The following is a 16,041-nucleotide window of genomic DNA, read 5'->3' on the forward strand; positions in this document are numbered from 1 at the left end:
GCGCGGCAGCGCGCAAGCCGGGTCGCGCAGGGGCGGAGCCCCGGGGGAAACGGTGAAAGGGCGGGACCGGGGCGAAATCCCCCTACAGGCTCACGCCCACCGTCACCGGCTCATTCACCAGCGTCACCCCGAACGCCTCCCGCACCCCGTCCCGCACCTCACGCGCCAGCGCCAGCAGATCCTCCGTCGTCGCCGAGCCCCGGTTCGTCAGGGCCAGCGTGTGCTTCGTGGAGATCCGGGCCGGCCCGGAGCCGTACCCCTTCGTGAAGCCCGCCTTGTCGATCAGCCACGCCGCCGACGTCTTCACCAGGCCGTCCCCCGCGGGGTACGCCGGCGGGACGACGCCGTCCCCGAGCCGCTCCGCCGCCCGTGCGAGGAACGCCTCGTGCTCGGCGGCGGTCAGCACGGGGTTGGTGAAGAACGAACCCGCCGACCACGTGTCGTGGTCCTCCGCGTCGAGCACCATGCCCTTGCCGGCGCGCAGCCGCAGCACCGTCTCGCGGGCGGCGGCGAGGGGGACGCGGTCCCCGGCGGAGACGCCCAGGACGCGGGCCGTCTCGGCGTAGCGCAGGGGCGCCGACAGCCCGCCCGCGTCCTCCAGCTCGAAGCGGACGCGCAGCACCACGTACCGCGAGGGGTCCTGCTTGAACCGGCTGTGCCGGTAGGAGAAGCCGCACTCGGCGTTCGGGAGGACGACGACCTCGCCGGCCCGGCGGTCGTACGCCACGACCTCGGTGATCGTGGTGGAGACCTCCTGGCCGTACGCGCCCACGTTCTGGATCGGCGTGGCGCCGGCCGAGCCGGGGATCCCGGCCATGCACTCGACGCCGGCGAGACCGGCCCCGACCGTACGGGCCACGGCCTCGGACCAGTTCTCGCCGGCGGCGAGTTCGAGGCGGGTGCCGTCGAGCGAGAAGCCGGTGGTCGCGATGCGCAGGGCGGTGCCCTCGAACCCCTTGTCGGAGATCACGAGGTTGCTGCCGCCGCCGATGATCAGCAGCGGCACACCGGCGTCGTCCGCCTCGCGCACGGCCGCGATCACCTCGTCGTCGGTGACGGCCGTGATCAGCCGGGCGACGGGGCCGCCGAGGCGGAAGGTGGTCAGGGGGGCGAGGGGGGTGTCGTGGAGTTCCTGCACGGCGACAAGGGTACGGGGCGGACGTCAGACCCCGGCCGGCTCCCGGTCCCGAGCGGGCGCCGGAGCCGCCGGGGCCGCGGCCCGGGGCGGTGCCAGCGCCGCCGCCACCGCCGCGAGGGCGACGCCCGCCGCCCCGATCCACAGCGCCGGTGTGATCCCGTCCACGAAGCGCTGCGGCGACCCGTAGCCGCCCCGCGCGGCGAAGACCGAGCCGAGCACGGCGACCCCGAGCGCCCCGCCCAGCTCGCGCAGGGCGCTGTTGGCGCCGGAGGCGATGCCCTGCTCGGCGGGGAGCACCGAGGACATGACCAGGGCGGACGCGGGGGCGAAGTAGAGGGCCATGCCGGTCCCGCCGACGATCAGCGCGGGCAGCTGGACGGCGTACGGGACGTCGGCGGAGATCGTCAGCGCGTAGAGCGTGAGCCCGGCGGCCTGGAGGACCAGGCCGCAGACGACCACGATCCGGCCGCCGACCCGGTCGGCGAGGTAGCCCGCGAGGGGGGCGACGAGCATCGCCGTGCCGGTCCACGGGAGCATCCGCAGCCCCGCCTCGGTGGGCGCGTACCCGCCGACGTTCTGGAGGAACTGGCTGAGCAGGAAGATCGAACCGAACATCCCGAAGAACATCAGCAGCCCGGCCGCATTGATGCCGCTGAAGGCCCTGTTGCGGAAGAGACGCAGCGGCAGCATGGGGTTCTCATGGGCGGAGCAGTGCCAGAGGAACGCGCCCAGCAGCAGTCCGCCGGCGATCAGCCCGGTGAGGACCCGGCCACTGGTCCAGCCGTGGGCGTTGACGTTCACCACTGCGAAGACGATGCCGAAGAGACCGGTGCTGACCAGGAGCGTCCCGCGGGCGTCGAGGCGGGCGCCCGGCGCGCGGGACTCGTCCATCCGCAGCCGGACGAGGGGCAGCAGCAGGAGGCCGATGGGCACGTTGAGCCAGAAGATCCAGTGCCAGGAGACGTGTTCCGTCAGCCCGCCGCCGATGAGCGGACCGGTGGCCACGGCGAGGCCGTTCACGGCCCCCCAGATGCCGAAGGCGGTGCCGCGCCGCTCGGGCGGGGTAGCGGCGGTGAGCAGGGTGAGGCCGATCGGCGTCATGACCGCGGCGCCGGCGCCCTGGACGGCACGGGCGGCGATCAGGCCCTCGATCCCGGGCGCGAGGGCCGCGGCGGCGGAGGCGCCGGTGAAGACGAGCAGCCCGAGGGTGAAGAGCCGGCGCCGGCCGAACCGGTCGCCGAGCGCGGCGCCGAACATCAGGAGCACGGCGTACGTGAGCGTGTAGGCGCTGACCGTCCATTCGAGGTCCGCCGGTGTCCCGCCGAGGTCGGCGCGGATGGAGGGCAGCGCGGTGGTGACGACGAGTTGTCGAGCGCGGCCATGAAGCCGGCGGCGCCGGAGATCACCAGAGCCCAGACGGCCCGGCGTGCGGAGTGACGATCCATTTCTCCCCCTGGAGTGATGCCTACCCGCTTACTTATTAAGCAGTCACTAACTTTCGCGGTCATAAAAAAAGCCGCCCGGCGACCGGGCGGCTCACTCCTGCGGCAGCCCGTCCCACACCCGGTGATCGGTGGGGAACCCCAGCGACACCAGGGCGTTGATGAGCATGCCGTGCCCCATGAACCGGGACGACGCCTTCGCGTCACCGCCGAGGGCGGCGTGGACGTGGTCCCGCAGTTCCTCCCAGCCGGCCCGGATCGGGCGGCCGAACTCCGCGTCCCCCGCGGCCTCGGCGGCCGAGACCGCGACGCACATCTGGAGCAGCATCAGCAGCGTGTCCCCGGTCGCGGGCGATCAGGTCCTCGTAGGCCAGGCCCATGGTGCGCTTGGCGTCCTCGGGGGCGACCCCCTCGGACGCCTCCCGGAAGGTGCGCAGGATCTCCTGCTGGCAGCGCTCGACCGCGGCGAGGAAGATCGCCTGCTTCCCGGGGAAGAGGCGGAAGAGATAGGGCTGGGAGACCCCCACCCGGCGGGCGATCGCCTCGGTGGAAGTGCCGTGGTAGCCACCCCTCGCGAACTCCGCGATCGCCGCCCGGACGACGCTCTCGCGCCGCTCCTCCGCGCTCATCCTGACCATGGCCGAGAGATTAGTGGCTAATCACTAACCCGACAACCCCCGGAACCGGCCGCCCCGGTCAGGCCAGTCGCACCACGGCCCGCGACATGCCCAGCACCTTCTGCCCGGCGCTGGTCGCCACCAGGTCCACCCGCACGGTCCGCGCCTCGTCGTCCAGCTTGGCCGCGACCTTGCCGGTGACCTCGACGACCGCGCCCTTCTCGTCGTTGGGCACGACGACCGGCTTGGTGAAGCGCACGCCGTACTCGGCGACGGCGCCCGGGTCGCCGGTCCAGTCGGTGACCACACGGATCGCCTCGGCCATGGTGAACATGCCGTGCGCGATCACGTCCGGCAGCCCGACCTCCTTGGCGAACTTCTCGTTCCAGTGGATCGGGTTGAAGTCCCCCGAGGCACCGGCGTAGCGCACCAGGGTGTCGCGCGTCACGGGGAAGGTCCCGGCCGGCAGCTCCGTGCCGACCTCGACGTCGTCGTAGGAGATCCGGGCGGTCATCACGCCTCCTCGGCGGCGCGCGCCACCAGCATCGTGTGGGCGGTCACGACGTGCTCACCGCGCTCGTCGTGCACCTCGCCGCGAATGGTCAGAAGATCGTTGCCGGCCATCGACTTGATCGTCTCGATGGTGGAGGTGACCGTCAGCCGGTCCCCCGCGCGCACCGGGCGGGTGTACGCGAAGCGCTGGTCACCGTGGACGACCCGGCTGTAGTCCAGACCCAGCTGCGGGTCCTGGATCACCTCGCCGGCGGCCTTGAAAGTGACGGCAAACACAAAGGTCGGCGGAGCGATCACGTCCGGGTACCCGAGCGCCCGGGCGGCGGCAGGGTCGGTGTACGCCACATTCGCATCGCCGACGGCCTCGGCGAATTCACGGATCTTCTCGCGGCCGACCTCGTAGGGGGCGGTGGCCGGATAGGTCCGTCCGACGAAGGACTGGTCGAGCGCCATCGGCTCGGCACCTCCTGGGTGTGGATACGCCACGAGGCCGCCCCCAGGAATCGGGGACGGCCTCGTGAACGAGACTGTTGCCTCTTATCGCGTTTCGCGGTGCGCGGTGTGCGCGTTGCAACGCGGGCAGTGCTTCTTCATCTCAAGACGGTCCGGGTCATTACGCCGGTTCTTCTTGGTGATGTAGTTCCGCTCCTTGCACTCCACGCAGGCCAGCGTGATCTTCGGGCGGACGTCGGTGGCAGCCACGTGAGTGCTCCTTGACGGATGGACGGATTAACGCAGACAAGAGTAGCCGATCGGAGGACCGACCCCGCAATCGGCTACTATGTGTAGCGGTGACCGGACTTGAACCGGTGACACAGCGATTATGAGCCGCTTGCTCTACCGACTGAGCTACACCGCTGTGATGTGGGAGAACTTCCCCGCCCGAAGGCGGGGAAACCTCTCACACCAGAGCCCCAAAACGGAATCGAACCGTTGACCTTCTCCTTACCATGGAGACGCTCTGCCGACTGAGCTATTGGGGCGAGCGAGGAAGACATTACACGGTCTGCGGCCGAAGGTGAAATCCGTATCCGGAGGCCCCCGCGCACCGCCGTCCCCTCCGCCCCGCGAGCCGCTCCGGTACGACTATTGCCCGCCGGTCGCCGCCCTCCCCGAACCCGCTCCGTACGCGGCCTACGCTCGGACCACGCTGCGTGAACGCCTGCCCCGGCCCGTAGGAGCGCAATGCCCGACAACCAGCCGCAGCCCGCACGCAACCCCGACGGCGACGCCACGTCCCCGCCCGGCGGCGGCCCCGGCGAGAACCCCCTGGTGCTCTGTGACGCGCACCTCGCCGACGGCCGCGTGGTGGACGTCCGCCTCAGCGGCGGCCGCATCGAGGCCGTCGGCACGGCCGGCAGCCTCGCCCCGGGCGTGCGCTGCGACCTGGCCGGCTATCTGCTCCTGCCGGCCCCCGCCGACCCGCACGCGCACTGCGACACCGCCCTCACCGCCGACCTCGACGGGCCCGTCCCCGACGGCGTCGAGGACGTCCAGCGGCGCGTCACCGAGGCCGCCCTGCTCCAGCTCGGCCACGGCGCGACCGCGCTGCGCTCCCACGTCCGCGTCGGCGACGTCCAGGGCCTGCGCGCGCTCGAGGGCGCCCTGGCCGCCCGCCGCGCCCTGCGCGAGCTCACCGACCTGACCGCCGTCGCCGTCCCCCGGCTGCTCACCGGCGTCGCCGGGGCCGACGGCCTGGCCATGCTCCGGGACGCGGTCAAGATGGGCGCCACCGCGGTCGGCGGGTGCCCCGACCTCGACCCGGACCCCACCGGCTACGCCGAGGCCGTCCTGCGGGTCGCGGCCGAGCACGGCTGCGCCGTGGATCTGCACACCGACGCCGACGACCCGCCCCGGCTGGCCCGGCTCGCCGCGATGGCCGGCGGGCTGCGCCCGGCCGTCACCCTCGGCCCCTGCGGCGGTCTCGCCCGGCTGCCGCGCGAGACCGCCGTGCGCGCCGCCGAACAGCTCGCCGCCGCCGGGGTGACCGTGGCCTGCCTGCCGCAGGGCGACTGCGGGGTGACCGCCGGATCCCGCTACCGGGTCTCCCACTCCGCGCCCGTCCGGCTGCTGCGCGCCGCCGGCGTCCGCGTCACCGCCGGCAGCGGGGCCGTCCGCGACGCCGCCAACCCGGTTGGCCGGGGCGATCCGCTGGAGGCCGCCTTCCTGCTCGCCTCGCGCGGCGAACTGGGTCCCGAGGAGGCGTACGAGGCCGTCAGCGGCCAGGCGCGGGCGGCGATGGGCCTGGCCGAGGTGCGGGTGGAGGCCGGCTTCCCGGCCGAGCTGCTGGCCGTCCGCGGCGGCGGGATCGCCGGGGTGCTCTCGCTCGGCTACAGCCGCCTGGTGGTGCACCGCGGCCGGGTGGTCGCCCGCACGAGCGCGATCCGCGAGTTCCGGCACTGCGCGGGCACCACGGCCCTGGAGCTGCCCCGGCAGTCGCCGCGCGGCGGCGAACCGTCCTCCTGACCGGGCGTCGCACCCCGACGTACGGTCGGATCATGCGCATTGTGATCGCTGGTGGACATGGACAGATCGCGCTGCGGCTGGAGCGGTTGCTCGCCGCGCGCGGTGACGAGGTTTCCGGCATCATCCGCCGGACCGAACAGGCGGGCGACCTGCTCGCCGCCGGGGCCGAACCCGTCGTCTGCGACCTGGAGTCGGCGTCCGTCGCGGACATCGCCCGGCATCTGGAGGGGCGCCGACGCGGCCGTCTTCGCGGCCGGCGCGGGCCCCGGCAGCGGGACCGCCCGCAAGGACACCGTGGACCGCGCCGCGGCCGTGCTCTTCGCCGACGCGGCGGAGGCCGCCGGGGTGCGGCGCTTCGTCGTCGTCTCCGCGATGGGCGCCGACCGCGAGCCGCCCGCGGGCACCGACCCCGTCTTCGCCGCCTACCTGCGCGCCAAGGGCGCGGCCGACGCGGAGGTCCGCTCCCGGCCCGGCCTGGACTGGACCGTCCTGCGCCCCGGCCGGCTGACCGACGAACCGGGCACGGGCCTGGTCGCCCTGGGCACGTCCACCGGACGCGGCGACGTGACCCGCGACGACGTCGCGGCCGTCCTCGTCGCGCTGCTCGACGAGCCGCGCACGGCCGGCGGCACGCTGGAACTGATCGGTGGCACGGTGCCGGTGGACGAGGCCGTACGGGCCGCCGCGGAGGGCTAGAACCGCAGAGAGCATGCAGAGGGCATACGGAAAGGCCCCCGTCCTCGAAAGGACGGGGGCCTCAACCGGTGGCGGCGCCAGGATTCGAACCTGGGTAGGCTAAGCCGACGGATTTACAGTCCGCTCCCATTGGCCACTCGGGCACACCGCCATGGGTTCGTCGCCTCGGATTCTCTTTCGAGCCCCTGGGCAACGACGTAAACCATACCCGATGACCAGGGGTGCTCCGCCACTCGGTTCGCAGCCGCCCGATCCGCCCCCGGGTGACTAGGCTTGCGGGGCGGCCGTCCCCGGCCCGTCCCGGCCCTTCCGCCGGGCGGCGCTCCCCGGGACGCCCCACGCCGCGCCCCCCTGACGGAATCTACGCACGAGGAGCCAACTCAATATGGCCGACTCCAGTTTCGACATCGTCTCGAAGGTCGAGCGGCAGGAGGTCGACAACGCCCTCAACCAGGCCGCCAAGGAGATCTCGCAGCGCTACGACTTCAAGAACGTCGGCGCCTCGATCGCCTGGTCCGGCGAGAAGATCGAGATGCGCGCCAACTCCGAGGAGCGCGTCAAGGCGATCCTCGACGTCTTCCAGTCCAAGCTCGTCAAGCGGGGCATCTCGCTGAAGGCGCTGGAGGCGGACGAGCCGCAGGTCTCCGGCAAGGAGTACAAGATCTTCGCCTCGCTCCAGGACGGCATCACCCAGGAGAACGCGAAGAAGGTCGCCAAGATCATCCGCGACGAGGGCCCCAAGGGCGTCAAGGCCCAGGTCCAGGGCGACGAACTGCGCGTCTCCTCCAAGAGCCGCGACGACCTGCAGGCCGTCCAGGCCCTGCTCAAGGGCAAGGACCTGGACTTCGCCCTCCAGTTCGTCAACTACCGCTGACGCAAGGGCGCTTGAGCCGCCGACACGAGGGCGCGCCGGGGAAGGTTTCCGACCTTCCGCGGCGCGCCCTCGTCGCGTCCGGCGTCAGGACGCCTCGCCGAGCGCGGCGCGCCAGGCCGGGCTGTCCACGTAGTGGTTGTCGAACCGCTCGGAGGACTCCCGGATCTCGCGCGGGTCCGCCTCGCCGCGCATCACCCGGCCCAGCAGCCGCAGGTAATCGAAGCGCGGCAGGCCGGGCGTGAAGACGAACAGCACGTCCGCCTCGTGCCCGGGTGCGGCGGCGAAGGCGTGCGGGGTGTGCGGCGGTACGACGAGGAAGTCGCCGGCGTTCAGCACGGTGACCTCCTCGCCCACCAGCACCCGCAGCGCGCCATCGAGGACGTAGAAGAGCTCGGAGGCGCGGGTGTGGAAGTGCGCCGGGGCGCCGACGGCCCCCGCGGCGAACCGCGAGCGGTAGCTGGTCAGTTGCCCGCCGGTGGCGTCGGCGTCGGCCAGGAGGGTCATGACGCTGCTGGGGTCGCTCGCGGTCTCCGCCCCGGCGGCGCGGGTCAGTACGGCGTGGTGGTTCGCGGCGGTCATGTCCGGGTCTCCCGTGTGTCGCTCCGTCGTTGCGAGAACGACTCTACGGAGCCGAAAGACCTCGCCCGTGGTGCAATTCCGCCCCGGGATCCGAGGTCAATCCGGGCCGGTACGGGCCGGTGCGGGCCGGTGCGGGCCGCTCAGAAGTCGACGTTCGCCGCCTCGTCCGCCCGCATCACGGACTCCTGGCGGAACTCCTTCTTGTAGGCGGAGCGGATGGCCTCGATGCCCGAGTCCTTCGTCCGCGCCTGGGACTTCGGGTAGAGCAGCGTCAGCTCGTAGGAGCGCTCGCGGATGACGACGCCCTTCGCGTTGCGCCACTGGCCGCGGGCGTCCTCGATGGTCAGGCCGTCCGGGAATCTCGGCGTGACGGTCCTGGTCACGAACGCCAGGAACTGCTTCTCCGTCACGTCCGGCCTGCCGTCGTTGCGCCCGGTGCCGAAGTAGAGGTGCGTGCCGACATACGGCTTGCCGCGTACGGCCGCGGACTGCGCGGTGGTGGACGTGTCGCTGCCGGGGTCGAGGGCGGCGTACGCCGTGGGAGCCCCCACGGCGAGGACGGCTGCGGTGGTCACGGCGGCGGCACGCAGCCGCGGCTTGCTGATGGGCACGTGGACGGTTCCCTTCCCTCGGGCCGCGCGGACGGTGCGCGGCTCCCCGAACTCTGCGGCTCCCCAACTCTGCTGGGAGCCGGGGAGCTTGGCAGGGAAAGGCGTGACGTTGGCCGAAAGCAGCCTGCCTACAGGGGCAGGTGGTACTCCACGGCCCGCTGCCGCGTCGGGGCGAAACCCGCTGCAGACAGCGCCGAGTTGAGGTGGTCGTCGTCCGGGGCGGCGTAGGCCAGGACCTCGCGCGTCCCGGGGCGCTCGGCGCGCACCTTCGCCACCACGGCGGCGGTGAGCTCGGTGAGGCCGGCGGCGGTGCCCTCCTCCTCGCGGTCGTGCGCCAGGACCGCCGTGGCACCGTCGAACTCCACCTCGAACAGGGCGTCTTCGCGCGTCAGGCGGAAGGCGGCGGCTTCGCCGGACGCGGGGTTCTCGGATGCGGGGTTCTCTGACGCGGGGCCTTCGGGGGCGAGTTCCAGCCGCCACCAGCGGTGGACCTCGTCCCCCTCGACGGCGCCGAGCTCCTCCAGGGCCGGCCGGTCCGTCTCGTCGGACTCCGTGACCCACCGCAGGGCCGTCCCGCCGGCCTCCCGTGCCACGGTCGCCGCTTCCCGCATCAGGGGCACCAGGGCGTCACCGGACGCCTCCGGCAGGGCGACGATGCGGAGGGCGGGGTCCTCGGCACCCAGGTCGAGCAGGGTCACCGATCCGGTGAGTGCGTTGGTGTCGGTGTCGTGCCCCAGGACGACCGCGAGGGTGTGCTCGTCGCCCGCGTCCCGGACGATCTCGGTGGAAACAGCCATGAATCGATCCTCTCATCACCCTCTCGTCGCCGCCGACGGCCAGGGGCCCGGCGGCCTTCCGCCGGGCCCCTGGCCGTCGGGTCACGCGATCGTCGGGTCACGCGGTCGTCAGCGCGTCGCGAACGGCGCGTCCGTCGGGACGATCTCGCGGCCCAGCGGCATCAGCGAGATCGGGATCAGCTTGAAGTTCGCGATGCCCAGCGGAATGCCGATGATCGAGCAGCACAGCGCAATACCGGTGACGATGTGCCCCAGCGCCAGCCACCACCCCGCGAAGACGATCCAGATCACGTTGCCGATCAGCGACCCCGCGCCCGCGTCCCGCCGCTCCACCGTCGTCCGCCCGAACGGCCACAAGGCGTAGGAAGCGATGCGCATAGAGGCAATGCCAAACGGGATGGTCACAATGAGCACAAAACAGATCAAGCCTGCGATGACGTAGCCGATCGCCATCCAGAAGCCACAGAGGACCAGCCAGATGAGATTCAGGATGAGCCTCATGAAAAACAGCCTTCCACGCGAACGATTCTTCGGCCACTGAGACGCCGGGCGGTGACACACGGTTGCCCTCACTGCCGGTGAGCGGGGGTGAAGACGCCGGGACATGTTTCCGAGACGGAAGGCCATTCGGACGCTTGCCCCGGCTGCCTACGGTGATCACATCAAGCCGGCCGGTCCGGGTCGGCCAGTTCAGGGAGTGTCCTCATGCGCGCTGTGATGCAGAAGTCCGTCGGTGGTCCCGAGGTGCTCGAGGTCGTGGAGGCCGAGCGGCCCGTGCCGGGCGCCGGCGAGGTGCTCGTCAGGGTGCACGCGAGCGCCGTGAACCCGGTGGACGTGGCCGTACGGGCGGGGGCGTTCCCGCTGCTGGGCGAGCCGCCGTTCGGCGTCGGGTGGGACGTGTCGGGTGTGGTGGAGGAGGCGGGCGAGGGGGCCCGGTTCGCCGTCGGGGACGAGGTGTTCGGGATGCCGCTCTTCCCGCGGGCGGCCAACGCGTACGCCGAGTACGTCGCCGTCCCCGACGGGCACCTCGCCCGCAAGCCCGCCTCGGCCGACCATGTGCACGCCGCCGCCCTGCCGTTGGCCGCCCTCACCGCCTGGCAGGGGCTGGTGGACGCGGCGGGCGTCGGCGAGGGGCAGCGGGTGCTGGTGCACCGGGCGGCCGGCGGGGTCGGCCACTTCGCCGTGCAGATCGCCAAGGCGCGCGGCGCGTATGTGATCGCGCTGGCCAGTGAGGGGAAGCACGAGTTCGTCCGCGGTCTCGGGGCCGACGAGGTGATCGACTACCGGGCCGTCGACTTCACGGAGGCCGTGCGGGACGTGGACGTGGTCCTCGACTCGACGTCCACGAGCGCCCGTTCGCTGACCGTGCTGCGCCCCGGCGGCACGCTGGTCACGATCATGGAGCACCGGGACGCCGGACTCGCCGCCCGCACCGAGGCGGAGGGCTTCCGCTTCGCGGGGATCTCGGTGGTGCCGGACGGTGCGGCGCTGGCGGAGATCGCCGCGCTCGTGGACGCCGGGCGGATCCGGCCGTACGTCCGCGACACGTTCCCGCTGGCGGAGGCGGGCCGGGCGCACGAGCTCGTGGGGTCGGGGCAGGCACTGGGCAAGGTCGTACTGACCGTCGTCTGAGCAGGGTTGGCACCTGAATAGGGTTGGCGCCGTGGACATCCTCACCGAGGCCGTGGCCTCCATGCGGACCGGGCGGCCCTCCTCCGTGCGCACCGACGGCCACGCGCCGTGGGCACTGCAGCTGCCGGCGGTCGAGGGCGCGGGCTTCCACGTCGTCCTGCAGGGCGGCTGCTGGCTGCTGCCCTCCCGGGACGCGGCCTCGCACCGGGAGCCGGTCCGGCTGGCGCAGGGGGACGTGATCTTCCTGCGGGACGGACGGGCCCACGTCCTCGCCGACGATCCCGCGACGCCCCCGGTGGACGAGAACTCGGCGTCGTTCCGGCCCGGTTCGCCGATCGGCACGGTGTCGCTGGGCGGCGACGGGCCGCGGACCAGTCTGCTGTGCGGCGCCTACCACCTCGACCAGGGACGGCCGCACCCGCTCGTCCGCCAGCTGCCCGCGGTGATCCACCTGACGACGCGGGACGGCCGGCACCCCGAGCTGAGCGCCGCCGTCCGGCTGCTCGGCGCGGAGGTGGAGAACCCGCGGCCGGGGGCCGACGGCATCGTGCCCTCGCTGATCGATTCGTTGCTGCTTTACATCCTCCGGGCGTGGCTGGAGAAGCAGCCGGAGGAGTCCGCCGAGGGGTGGGCGGCGGCCCTCGGCGACCCCGCGGTCGCCCCGGCGCTGGCGGCCGTCCACGAGGCGCCCGGGGCGGCGTGGACGGTGGAGTCGCTGGCCGAGCGCTCCGGGCTGTCCCGCGCGGCCTTCGCCCGGCGGTTCACGGCCCTGGTCGGGGAGCCGCCGGTGGCGTATCTGACGCGCTGGCGGATGACGGTGGCGGGGCGGTTGCTGCGGGAGTCGGACGCGCCGCTGGCGGCGGTGGCGGCGCGGTCGGGGTATGGGTCGGAATTCGCGTTCGCGAAGGCATTCAAGCGGGCGTACGGGCAGGCGCCGGGGGGTTACCGGCGGCAGGCCCGGGAGCGGGCGGCGGCCTGACGCGCGTCCCCCGGTCGGCCTAACGCAGCGCGCTGCGGGGCGGCCGGGCGGTCATGGTGGGGCGTGCCGCCATTCGGCGGATGTCGTCACTCTCGTCACCCGGGAGGAACCATGATGCGCAGAGCGATCGTCGCAGCGGCGCTGGCCGCCGTGAGCGTGCTCGGGACCACCACCGCCGCACAGGCACGACCGGCCGATGTCGACTGGGACACATGCGAGGCCGGAGGCGGCACGGTCGCCTTCTCCGACCTGACGGAGGACTGGGACGTCCTGTTCGTCTGCGAGGGAGGCACGCACGACGGGCAGACGATCTCCGGTTGACGGGCCCGGGCTCAGTGGCCCCGGCCGCCACCGGCCATCCGCTCCAGCCGGCTGATCCGCTCGGCCATCGGCGGGTGAGTGGAGAAGAGCTTGGACATCCCCTCGCCCGGGCGGAAGGGGTTCGCGATCATCATGTGGCTCGCCGTTTCGAGGCGGGGCTCCGGCGGGAGAGGGAGCTGCCGGGTCCCCGCCTCCAGCTTGCGCAGGGCCGAGGCGAGGGCGAGCGGGTCCCCGGTGAGGCGGGCGCCGGACGCGTCGGCCTCGTACTCGCGGGAGCGGCTGACGGCGAGCTGGATGAGGGAGGCGGCGATCGGGCCCAGCAGCATGATCATGATCATGCCGACGATGCCCGGGCCCTCGTCGTCGTCCGACCGTCCGATGGGGATCAGCCAGGCGAAGTTCACCAGGAACATCACGACGGAGGCGAGGGCGCCCGCGACGGAGGAGATGAGGATGTCGCGGTTGTAGACGTGGCTCAGCTCGTGGCCGATGACGCCGCGCAGCTCGCGCTCGTCGAGGAGGCGCAGGATGCCGTCGGTGCAGCAGACGGCGGCGTTGCGCGGGTTGCGTCCCGTCGCGAAGGCGTTGGGGGCCTCGGTCGGGGAGATGTAGAGGCGCGGCATGGGCTGGCGGGCGGCGGTGGAGAGCTCGCGGACCATGCGGTAGAGCTGCGGCGCCTCGAACTCGCTGACGGGGCGGGCGCGCATGGCGCGGAGGGCGAGCTTGTCGCTGTTCCAGTACGCGTAGGCGTTGGTGCCGAGGGCGAGGAGGACGGCGACGACCAGGCCGGTGCGGCCGAAGGCGCTGCCGATGACGATGATGAGCGCGGACAGCCCCCCGAGGAGCACGGCAGTCCTGAGCCCGTTGTGCCGGCGGTGCACGGTACGCCCTCCAAGTGGTGCGGCAGGGGAACCCTTGAACCAGTGGAACCTTTCGCTCTGGTCAACGCGAGGCGGGGGGAGGTGGTTCCCTGGGGGGTGGGGGTCGGGGTGGCGGCGTCCGGGTGACGGTGGTGGGGTGGTTGGGGGTGTGCCCCGGTCCCGCCCTTTCTCCCCCAGCTACCGCTGGGAGGTGCCCCCAGTTTCTTCCGGGGCTGCGCCCCTCGGCCCGACACTGCGCTTCGCACAGTGAGCGGGGGCTTCGCCCCCCTGCGCCCCCGAGACCGCGCTCCGCGCGGTGGGGCGGGGCTTCGCCCCTGCGCCCCACCGGGGCTCCGCCCCGGACCCCGCAATGCGGCTCCGCCGCATTGTCCTCAAGCGCCGGACGGGCTGATTCAGCCCGTCCGGCGCTTGAGGACAGCGCCCGCAGGGCGCTTCAGGGGTCCAGGGGGCGCAGGGGCAGCCCGGAGGGCGGTACGGGTCCGGGGACTTGCCCCGGGGAAACGGTGAAAGGGCGGGCCAGGGGCGAACTCCCCTACAGCAGCGTCCCCGACGCGAAGCGCAGGACCAGCTGCGGGGCACCCGACAGCACCACACCCGCCCCGGCCGCCAGGCCGATCGCCGCGCCCAAGGGCGCAGGCACCTTCAGTGCCACGACGCCGTCGCCCTGCGCTTCGCGGAACAGCACCGCTGCCCACCGCAGGTAGTAGTACAGCGCGATCACGACGTTCACCGCCATGACCACCGCCAGCCACCCCAGCCCCGCGTCCACCGCCGCCGAGAAGACCGTCACCTTCGCGAACAGGCCGATGACGCCCGGCGGCAGGCCCGCCAGGCAGAGCAGGAAGAAGGCGAGGCACAGGGCCGCGAGCGGGCGGCGGGCGAAGAGGCCGCGGTAGTCGGCCAGGCGCTGGGCCGGGCTCGTCCGGGCCACGAGCGCGGCGACCGCGAACGCGCCGAGGTTCACCGCCGCGTACATCAGCGCGTACGCCACCGTGGAGCCGACCGCCCGGCCGGGCTCCCGCGCGTACCCGGCCGCGGCCAGCGGGACGAGCAGGTAGCCCGCCTGGCCGACCGAAGACCAGGCGAGCAGCCGGACCGCGCCGTGCCGCCGGTCGGCCGACTGGCGCAGCGCCGCGACGTTGCCGGCGGTCATCGTGACGGCGGCGAGGACGGCGAGCGCGGGGCCCCATACGTTCGCGTACGACGGGAACGCGACGACCGTCACGAGGGCGATGCCCGTGAAACCGACCGCCTTGCCGACCACGGACAGGTATCCGGCGACGGGCAGCGGCGCGCCGACGTACGTCTCCGGAACCCAGAAGTGGAAGGGCACGACGGCCGTCTTGAAGGCGAAGCCGACGAGGGTCAGCACGACGCCGGTGCGGGCGAGGACGGCCAGCCGCGGGTCGACGTCGCCGAGGCTGTGGGCGATGTCCGTCAGGTGCATCGTGCCGGTGGCCGCGTAGACGAAGCTGACGCCGAGCAGCGTGACGGCGGTGGCGGTGACGGAGGAGAGGAAGAACTTCAGCGCCGCCTCGGAGGACCGCCGGTCGCCGCGGCGCAGGCCGACCAGGGCGAAGGCGGGCAGGGAGGCGACCTCCAGGGCGACGACGAGGGTGGCGAGGTCGCGGGAGGCCGGCAGCAGGACGGCGCCGGCGGCGGAGGACAGCAGCAGGAACCAGTACTCGCCGGCGGGCAGCCGTTCGTCGCGGACGGCGTCGTGGGACAGCAGCGCGGTCAGCAGCGCGCCGCCGAGCACCAGCAGCTGGACGACGAGGGTGAAGCGGTCGGCCTCGTAACTGCAGGTGTGGCTGCCGGTGGTGAGGCAGAAGCTGCTGCGGGTGCCGCCGTGCAGCGGGAGCAGGGAGAGGCCGGCGAGGACGATCCCGCCGAGGGTGACCGCGCCGAGGACCGGCTTGCGCGCCTCCGGGAGGAAGAGGTCGGCGACGAGGACCGCGAGCGCCGTGAGGGCGAGGAGGGTCGGCGGGGCGACGGCGAGCCAGTCGATCGACTGGACCACGCGCGGGGTCAGGGCCGCCACGGTGATGGGCGCTTCGGCGAGGAGAACCATCAGTTGCCCCCTCCGAGGAGCTGCTGGACGGCCGGGTCGGTGAGGCCCAGGAGGGCCGCGGGCCAGAGTCCGGCGAGGACGGTGAGGACGACGAGCGGCGTCCAGGCGGCGAACTCGTACGGGCGGACGTCGGTGAGGGCGGGCCCGACCGCCCCGGCGGGGTGCTGCTCGCCGTTGCCGCCCATGCAGACCCGGCGCACGACGACGAGCAGGTAGGGCGGCGGTGAGCAGGGTGCCGAGACCGGCGAGGACCAGGAAGACCAGGTACGCGGGCGGCTCAGCCCGTCGGCGGGGCGGAAGGAGGCGAACATCGCGAGCATCTCGCCCCCAGAATCCGGGCCAGTCCGGGCAGGCCGAGCGAGGCGACGGCGCCGAAGGCCAGGAGGCCGCCGAGGCGGGGGGCCCGGCCGTAAGGGCGCGCGTG

The 16,041-nt window shown here is 73.0% G+C and carries 15 protein-coding genes, 3 tRNA genes and 4 pseudogenes; 6 read left to right on the forward strand and 16 right to left on the reverse strand.

The genetic code is table 11. From position 1 onward, the window contains the following. Window positions 1-82: 82 nt before the first annotated feature. The 8 genes and pseudogenes from ABD794_RS04905 to ABD794_RS04940 all read right to left on the reverse strand — a co-directional run bounded on the left by ABD794_RS04905 (window position 83) and on the right by ABD794_RS04940 (window position 4,693). Window positions 83-1,138 carry a UDP-N-acetylmuramate dehydrogenase gene (locus ABD794_RS04905; protein WP_344961058.1) on the reverse strand — a complete coding sequence of 352 codons (1,056 nt, stop codon included), beginning with the start codon at window positions 1,136-1,138 and terminating at the stop codon, window positions 83-85. 24 nt (window positions 1,139-1,162) lie between these two features. Next, a pseudogene (locus tag ABD794_RS04910) lies at window positions 1,163-2,583 on the reverse strand (MFS transporter). 91 nt (window positions 2,584-2,674) lie between these two features. After that, window positions 2,675-3,218: pseudogene (locus ABD794_RS04915) on the reverse strand (TetR/AcrR family transcriptional regulator). Window positions 3,219-3,276: 58 nt separating this feature from the next. After that, the gene (locus ABD794_RS04920; protein WP_344961059.1) at window positions 3,277-3,711 is read right to left on the reverse strand and encodes a MaoC family dehydratase; all 435 of its coding nucleotides are present in this window, start codon (window positions 3,709-3,711) and stop codon (window positions 3,277-3,279) included. Then, window positions 3,711-4,163: an FAS1-like dehydratase domain-containing protein gene (locus tag ABD794_RS04925; protein ID WP_344961060.1), complete on the reverse strand. Its 453-nt coding sequence runs from the start codon at window positions 4,161-4,163 to the stop codon at window positions 3,711-3,713. The genes ABD794_RS04920 and ABD794_RS04925 overlap by 1 nt, the downstream gene beginning before the upstream one ends. Before the next feature lie 84 nt (window positions 4,164-4,247). Continuing rightward, window positions 4,248-4,412: a 50S ribosomal protein L33 gene (gene rpmG / locus ABD794_RS04930; protein ID WP_004571794.1), complete on the reverse strand. Its 165-nt coding sequence runs from the start codon at window positions 4,410-4,412 to the stop codon at window positions 4,248-4,250. 84 nt (window positions 4,413-4,496) lie between these two features. Continuing rightward, a tRNA-Met gene (locus ABD794_RS04935) sits at window positions 4,497-4,569 on the reverse strand. Between the two features lie 51 nt (window positions 4,570-4,620). Beyond that, a tRNA-Thr gene (locus tag ABD794_RS04940) sits at window positions 4,621-4,693 on the reverse strand. Window positions 4,694-4,895: 202 nt separating this feature from the next. Between ABD794_RS04940 and ABD794_RS04945 the strand changes: the two genes are divergently transcribed. Together ABD794_RS04945 and ABD794_RS04950 are read left to right on the forward strand one after the other, a co-directional pair. Further along, the gene (locus ABD794_RS04945) at window positions 4,896-6,176 is read left to right on the forward strand and encodes an amidohydrolase family protein (protein WP_344961061.1); all 1,281 of its coding nucleotides are present in this window, start codon (window positions 4,896-4,898) and stop codon (window positions 6,174-6,176) included. 32 nt (window positions 6,177-6,208) lie between these two features. Continuing rightward, window positions 6,209-6,872 (forward strand): annotated as a pseudogene (locus ABD794_RS04950) (NAD(P)H-binding protein). Between the two features lie 69 nt (window positions 6,873-6,941). On the opposite strand, the gene ABD794_RS04955 reads toward ABD794_RS04950, so the two are convergent. Beyond that, window positions 6,942-7,023 (reverse strand) — tRNA-Tyr (locus tag ABD794_RS04955). A 234-nt stretch (window positions 7,024-7,257) separates the two neighbouring features. Here ABD794_RS04955 and ABD794_RS04960 point away from each other — a divergent pair. Continuing rightward, window positions 7,258-7,746 (forward strand): YajQ family cyclic di-GMP-binding protein, encoded by a 489-nt coding sequence (locus ABD794_RS04960; protein ID WP_344961062.1) that lies wholly within the window; start codon window positions 7,258-7,260, stop codon window positions 7,744-7,746. 84 nt (window positions 7,747-7,830) lie between these two features. On the opposite strand, the gene ABD794_RS04965 is transcribed toward ABD794_RS04960, so the two are convergent. The 4 genes from ABD794_RS04965 to ABD794_RS04980 all read right to left on the reverse strand — a co-directional run bounded on the left by ABD794_RS04965 (window position 7,831) and on the right by ABD794_RS04980 (window position 10,234). Continuing rightward, complete coding sequence (locus ABD794_RS04965) at window positions 7,831-8,325, reverse strand: cupin domain-containing protein (RefSeq protein ID WP_344961063.1); 495 nt, start codon at window positions 8,323-8,325, stop codon at window positions 7,831-7,833. A gap of 140 nt (window positions 8,326-8,465) precedes the next feature. Beyond that, a complete protein-coding gene (locus ABD794_RS04970; protein ID WP_425585924.1) occupies window positions 8,466-8,936 on the reverse strand; it encodes a DUF3574 domain-containing protein in 471 nt (156 codons plus the stop codon). Between the two features lie 128 nt (window positions 8,937-9,064). Beyond that, complete coding sequence (locus ABD794_RS04975; protein WP_344961064.1) at window positions 9,065-9,733, reverse strand: hypothetical protein; 669 nt, start codon at window positions 9,731-9,733, stop codon at window positions 9,065-9,067. Between the two features lie 108 nt (window positions 9,734-9,841). Beyond that, a complete protein-coding gene (locus ABD794_RS04980) occupies window positions 9,842-10,234 on the reverse strand; it encodes a YccF domain-containing protein (RefSeq protein ID WP_344961065.1) in 393 nt (130 codons plus the stop codon). A 204-nt stretch (window positions 10,235-10,438) separates the two neighbouring features. Here ABD794_RS04980 and ABD794_RS04985 point away from each other — a divergent pair, with 204 nt between their 5' ends. From ABD794_RS04985 to ABD794_RS04995, 3 genes are all read left to right on the forward strand, one after another. Beyond that, entirely contained in the window at window positions 10,439-11,365 is a 927-nt protein-coding gene (locus ABD794_RS04985; RefSeq protein WP_344961066.1) for an NADP-dependent oxidoreductase, read from the forward strand. A 31-nt stretch (window positions 11,366-11,396) separates the two neighbouring features. Then, window positions 11,397-12,344 carry an AraC family transcriptional regulator gene (locus ABD794_RS04990; RefSeq protein WP_344961067.1) on the forward strand — a complete coding sequence of 316 codons (948 nt, stop codon included), beginning with the start codon at window positions 11,397-11,399 and terminating at the stop codon, window positions 12,342-12,344. Between the two features lie 111 nt (window positions 12,345-12,455). Continuing rightward, the gene (locus ABD794_RS04995) at window positions 12,456-12,665 is read left to right on the forward strand and encodes a hypothetical protein (protein WP_344961068.1); all 210 of its coding nucleotides are present in this window, start codon (window positions 12,456-12,458) and stop codon (window positions 12,663-12,665) included. 11 nt (window positions 12,666-12,676) lie between these two features. Here the strand turns inward: ABD794_RS04995 and htpX are convergent, their stop codons facing one another. The 3 genes and pseudogenes from htpX to ABD794_RS05010 form a co-directional block, all read right to left on the reverse strand. Further along, window positions 12,677-13,546 carry a zinc metalloprotease HtpX gene (gene htpX, locus ABD794_RS05000; protein WP_344961069.1) on the reverse strand — a complete coding sequence of 290 codons (870 nt, stop codon included), beginning with the start codon at window positions 13,544-13,546 and terminating at the stop codon, window positions 12,677-12,679. A gap of 532 nt (window positions 13,547-14,078) precedes the next feature. Further along, on the reverse strand, window positions 14,079-15,617 hold the full coding sequence (locus tag ABD794_RS05005; RefSeq protein ID WP_344961070.1) for an NADH-quinone oxidoreductase subunit N: 1,539 nt from the start codon (window positions 15,615-15,617) through the stop codon (window positions 14,079-14,081). After that, window positions 15,617-16,041, reverse strand: a pseudogene (locus tag ABD794_RS05010) (NADH-quinone oxidoreductase subunit M); the annotation flags it as partial. The pseudogene ABD794_RS05010 and the gene ABD794_RS05005, both read right to left, overlap by 1 nt.

Source organism: Streptomyces thioluteus (assembly GCF_039535865.1).

Bases quoted from the DNA above. Each gene is read 5' to 3' on its own strand.
- ABD794_RS04920 (WP_344961059.1), bottom strand. From the start codon at position 3,711: ATGACCGCCCGGATCTCCTACGACGACGTCGAGGTCGGCACGGAGCTG.
- ABD794_RS04925 (WP_344961060.1), bottom strand. From the start codon at position 4,163: ATGGCGCTCGACCAGTCCTTCGTCGGACGGACCTATCCGGCCACCGCC.
- ABD794_RS04945 (WP_344961061.1), top strand. From the start codon at position 4,896: ATGCCCGACAACCAGCCGCAGCCCGCACGCAACCCCGACGGCGACGCC.
- ABD794_RS04960 (WP_344961062.1), top strand. From the start codon at position 7,258: ATGGCCGACTCCAGTTTCGACATCGTCTCGAAGGTCGAGCGGCAGGAG.
- ABD794_RS04965 (WP_344961063.1), bottom strand. From the start codon at position 8,325: ATGACCGCCGCGAACCACCACGCCGTACTGACCCGCGCCGCCGGGGCG.
- ABD794_RS04975 (WP_344961064.1), bottom strand. From the start codon at position 9,733: ATGGCTGTTTCCACCGAGATCGTCCGGGACGCGGGCGACGAGCACACC.
- ABD794_RS04980 (WP_344961065.1), bottom strand. From the start codon at position 10,234: ATGAGGCTCATCCTGAATCTCATCTGGCTGGTCCTCTGTGGCTTCTGG.
- ABD794_RS04985 (WP_344961066.1), top strand. From the start codon at position 10,439: ATGCGCGCTGTGATGCAGAAGTCCGTCGGTGGTCCCGAGGTGCTCGAG.
- ABD794_RS04995 (WP_344961068.1), top strand. From the start codon at position 12,456: ATGATGCGCAGAGCGATCGTCGCAGCGGCGCTGGCCGCCGTGAGCGTG.
- ABD794_RS05005 (WP_344961070.1), bottom strand. From the start codon at position 15,617: ATGGTTCTCCTCGCCGAAGCGCCCATCACCGTGGCGGCCCTGACCCCG.